This window comes from Streptomyces sp. RP5T (assembly GCF_003933965.1).
Lineage (GTDB): Bacteria > Actinomycetota > Actinomycetes > Streptomycetales > Streptomycetaceae > Streptomyces.
Genome location: NZ_RSAJ01000616.1, coordinates 1 through 4,795 on the forward strand (window position 1 = coordinate 1; position 4,795 = coordinate 4,795).

At 71.1% G+C, this 4,795-nt stretch carries 3 protein-coding genes; 2 read left to right on the forward strand and 1 reads right to left on the reverse strand.

Going from position 1 to position 4,795, the window contains the following annotated elements; genetic code table 11:
- Positions 1 to 154 precede the first annotated feature (154 nt).
- Both EHS43_RS37655 and EHS43_RS37660 read left to right on the forward strand, forming a co-directional pair.
- Positions 155 to 1,132: an arabinan endo-1,5-alpha-L-arabinosidase gene (locus EHS43_RS37655; protein WP_125195116.1), complete on the forward strand. Its 978-nt coding sequence runs from the start codon at positions 155 to 157 to the stop codon at positions 1,130 to 1,132.
- Between the two features lie 9 nt (positions 1,133 to 1,141).
- Entirely contained in the window at positions 1,142 to 2,659 is a 1,518-nt protein-coding gene (locus tag EHS43_RS37660) for an alpha-N-arabinofuranosidase (RefSeq protein ID WP_125195117.1), read from the forward strand.
- A gap of 88 nt (positions 2,660 to 2,747) precedes the next feature.
- Here the strand turns inward: EHS43_RS37660 and EHS43_RS37665 are convergent.
- Positions 2,748 to 4,795 (reverse strand): beta galactosidase jelly roll domain-containing protein (locus EHS43_RS37665; RefSeq protein ID WP_125195118.1); only part of this gene is annotated, 2,048 nt, incomplete at its 5' end.

Consider the following 4,795-nt stretch of genomic DNA (forward strand, 5'->3'; position numbering starts at 1 on the left):
GGTTCGGTGGGGGCGGGTGTCTCCTCGTGGCATCAGCCGGATCCGCCCAGCTCGGCGGCGGCCGTGCGGTCGACCCTTCGCTGTCACCCGGACCGCGGTGCCACACCCGTCTCGTCCGGCCCCGGCGGGCCACCGTCACCGCAAGGAGGCCCAGTTGAAGCGTCTCGGAGTCGTCAGCGTCCTGGCCGCCGCCGTCCTGGCCCTGCTGCCGGGCGCGGCACGGGCGGACACCGGTTACCCCGACCCTCTTGGGATCAGCGGACAGCAGATCATCCACGACCCGACCGTCATCCAGCTCAAGTCCGGCGGCTACGTGGCCTATTCGACCGGCGGGGTGATAGGCGCCCGGCTGTCCAGGAACCTCACGCACTGGACCGACGCCGGCAACGCCTTCGCCGAGCCGCCGAGTTGGTGGTACGAGTACAACGACACCGGGGACCCCTGGGCGCCCGACGTCTCGTACCGCGCGGGTCGCTACTGGCTCTACTACGCCGTCTCGTCCTGGGGCACCAACCACTCCGCGATCGGCGTGGCCACCTCCCCGTCCGGCCTCCCCGGCACCTGGACCGACCACGGCAAGGTCCTCACCTCAGGGACCACCGACTCCTGGAACGCCATCGACCCGGCGGTCGTCCGGGCGGACGGCAGGCTGTGGATGTCGTTCGGCTCGTACTGGACCGGCATCCGCATGGTGGAGCTGAACCCGGGGACGGGCAAGGCCGTCGAGAACGCCACCGTCCACCACCTCGCCACCCGCCCCGACGCCCCGTACGCGGTCGAGGGCCCGTCCGTCGTGCGGCACGGCCGCTACTACTACCTCTTCGCCTCCTACGACACCTGTTGTGCGGGAGTGAACTCCACGTACAGGATCAGGGTGGGCCGGTCCACGTCGGTGACCGGCCCGTACACCGACAGCAAGGGCACACCGCTGCTGGAGGGCGGCGGCGACCTGCTGCTGGCAGGACACGGGAGGTACCTCGGCACGGGAGGCGAGTCCGTCTTCCGCACCCGCGGCCAGGACTGGCTGGCCTACCACTACTACGACGCAGAGGACAACGGCACACCCAAGCTGGGCCTGAACAGGCTCGGCTGGGTGCGTGACTGGCCGGTTGTCAAGCAATTCCGTTCCTGAAAGGTCCCCATGAGCAAGTCCACCGCCCGCTTCACCCTCGACCCCGCCTTCACGGTCGGCCAGGTCAACCCCCGTGTCTTCGGCTCCTTCGTGGAACACCTCGGCCGCTGCGTCTACACCGGTGTCTTCGAACCCGGCCACCCCACCGCCGACGAGGACGGCATCCGCACCGACGTCCTGGAGCTCGTCCGGGAACTCGGCGTCACCGCCATCCGCTACCCCGGCGGCAACTTCGTCTCCGGCTACAAGTGGGAGGACTCCGTCGGCCCCGTCGAGGAGCGCCCCCGCCGCCTCGACCTCGCCTGGCGCTCCACCGAGACCAACCGCTTCGGCCTCTCCGAGTACATCTCCTTCCTGAAGAAGATCGGCCCGCAGGCCGAGCCCATGATGGCCCTCAACCTCGGCACCCGCGGCGTCGCCGAGGCCCTCGAACTCCAGGAGTACGCCAACCACCCCGCCGGCACGGCCCTGTCCGACCTCCGTGCCGCGCACGGCGACAAGGACCCCTTCGGCATCAAGCTCTGGTGCCTGGGCAACGAGATGGACGGACCCTGGCAGACCGGCCACAAGACCGCCCAGGAGTACGGCCGTACCGCCGCCGAGACCGCCCGCGCGATGCGGCAGATGGACCCCGGTGTCGAACTCGTCGCCTGCGGCTCCTCCAGCCAGGCCATGCCGACCTTCGCCGCGTGGGAGGCGACGGTCCTGGAGGAGACGTACGACCTCGTCGACCACATCTCCCTGCACGCCTACTACCAGCCCGAGGACGGTGACATCGACTCCTTCCTGGCCTCCGCGGTCGACATGGAGTCCTTCATCGAGAACGTGGTCGCCACCGCCGACCACATCGGCGCGAAGCTGAAGTCGAAGAAGAAGATCAACCTCTCCTTCGACGAGTGGAACGTCTGGTACATCGAGCGGTGGCACGAGATCGAGAACTCCGGCACGCGCGACTGGGCGGAGGCCCCCCGCCTCCTGGAGGACAACTACAGCGTCCTGGACGCGGTCGTCTTCGGGTCCCTCCTCATCGCCCTGCTGCGGCACGCGGACCGCGTGACCGTCGCCTGTCTCGCCCAGCTCGTCAACGTGATCGCCCCGATCATGACCGAGCCCGGCGGCCCGGCCTGGCGCCAGACGACCTTCTTCCCGTTCGCCCAGGCCTCGCGCCACGGCCGCGGCGAGGTCCTGGACGTACGGGTCGACTCGCCGACGTACGAGACGAAGAAGTACGGCGAGGCCGACCTCCTGCACGCCACCGCGGTCCGCGCCGAGGACGGCTCGGTCACCGTGTTCGCCGTCAACCGCAGCCGGACCGAGCCGCTGCCGCTCGAAGTCGCCCTGAGCGGCCTCGGCCTGACGGACGTCGTCGAGCACAGCGTCCTCGCCGACGCCGACCCGGACGCCCGCAACACCCTGGACGACCCCGACCGGGTCGCCCCGCACACGGCCGAGGGCACCGCACTGAAGGACGGCACCCTCACCGCCGTACTGGAGCCGCTGTCCTGGAACGTGATCCGGCTGGCCTGACCAGGGTCCCCGAGGGCGTCGGCAGGTTTCGCACAGGAACCCGCCGGCGCCCTCGGGGCACGGGCGGACGGAGTTCGAGGACGGCGGGCTAGCGGCCGGGGGAGTCCACCGGTGTGACGGGTACACCTCCCGCCGAGGCTCCCAGCAGGCTCAGCCGTACGTCCCCGGGCCCGGACTCCGTCGTCCCGTCGGACAGCACCGCCAGTGCCAGGGTGTTGATGCCCCGGGTGCGCAGGATGCCGTTGGGCAGGACAAAGGTGTGCTGCGGGCCCACGTCGTTGACGTACTGGCCCATGTTCCAGCCGTTGAGGAAGATCTGGACGCGGTAGGCGCGCTTCGGGTCGTCGTCGAGGGTGAGGCCGACGGAGGCATCGATGCCGGTGTCCACGGCGAGCCGGAACGTCGTCCGGTACCAGGTGACCCCCTGGCGCCGGTCGGCGCGCGGCAACTCCGTGTCCTCCCAGTGCTCTTCGTGGAATCCCGGCAGGTGCCAGCCCTTGCGTTCCCCGTACAGCCCGCCGTTGTTGAGCGGTCCGCGCACCGGATCGGGCGCCGTCTCGCCCTGGAGGCGCCAACTCGCCTTCGGGGAACCACCCTTGAAGGTGACAGCGGTCAGTCCGCGGGCCACCTTGTGGGAGTCGGCGGACCCGCCGTCCATGTCGTGCGCCATCCGCCGCACCAGCACGGACAGGACGCGGGGCGCGTGCCCGGTGGGCGGCGGCACGTCGAAGTCGGCCGTGGCCGTCCAACTCCCCCTGCGCGCGGTGCTCCTGTCCGGCACCGGCAAACGGTGCGTGCCCAGCGGCTCGCCGTCCAGCCACGCCATCAGCAGCCCCTGCGTGCCCGTGCTGTACGCCAGGGACACCGACTCCAGGTCCGCCGCGTCCGTCAGGCGACCCCGGTACCAGACGTCGCCGTAGTGGAAGCCGTAGTCGTCGGCGAACAGGACCGGCTGCCCCTTCGGGACCGGGGTGACGCTGTACGAGCCCGTACGGTCGGCCGGGGTCCAGCCGGAGTCGTCGTAGTCCGGGAGGGCCTCGAAGTTCTCGTTGCGGCGCCGCCAGTTGCCGAGCGCCGGCAGCCGCACCTGGCCGACGGCCGGGACGGGGAGCTGTCCGGACGCGGTCGGCATGTCGGCCCGCAGGCCGCCCATCGGGGTGGGGGAGGTGCGCAGTGGGCGCCCGTTCCAGGTGATGCGGGCCATGCCGCGCGGCCCCCACACCTCCATGCCGGTGCCCTTGACGGTGTCGCCGGTCAGATGTGCGGTCGCGCCGTCCAGGGTGACCCCGCGCACCAGCGACGGCCCGTACACCAGCACCGGCCCGGTCGGGGTGTCCACCGGGAACAGCCGCAGCGACCAGGGGTCGTCGGCGAAGATCAGCAGCAGCGGGGTGTCGCTGCCGCCGCCCTCGACGCGCACCCGGGCCGGACCGCCGGAGCCCACCGGCACGGTGATCCTCAGGACGCCGAGGTCGTAGTTCCACGCGGGTTCCGCGTCGCCCCGGGTGACCAGCGGCTCCTCCGGGCACTCCAGCAGGACCTGGGCCATCTCGCCGTGCGGGGCCGTGAACACGGCGACGTCCATCCGCCCGACCTTCAGGTACATCATGGGCTGCGCGGTGGCGTACTTGAGCCTGCGTCCGCCCAACTGCAGGTTCGCGGCGAGCAGTCGGGCGTCGTGAGGGGCGACGGTGAAGGCCACGTCGATCCCGGCGTCCGGGATCGACGTCGTGACCGGCGCGTCGGTGTCGTTGCGCACGACGTACACATGGGAGGCGGTGTCCGGGTTGGTCAGGTGGTAGACCTTCAGCCGCTCGTCCGCGGCCCGCACCGGGTCGGCCCGGTCCAGCTTGGCGAAGTCCGGCACGGTCCGCAGGAGATGGCCCAGCTGGTGCTGGGGAGCGAGCTTGGGCGTCGGGCGACGGGCCTCGTCGATGGCCGCCCCGTAGTCGTACGACGTGTAGACCTGCGGCGCGGGCAGCCAGCCCCACGAGGTGCCGCCGAAGGTCATGTAGACGTTGTGCACGGTGATGCCGTTGGCGAGGTTGGTCAGCTGGAAGCGCCGCTCGTAGGCCGCGTCCCTGGTGTACCGGGCCTCGGCGTACCCCTTGCCGTCGAAGGCGGCCCCGCCCCAGG

Coding starts and splice junctions, on each gene's coding strand:
- EHS43_RS37660 (WP_125195117.1), top strand. CDS start 1,142: ATGAGCAAGTCCACCGCCCGCTTCACCCTCGACCCCGCCTTCACGGTC.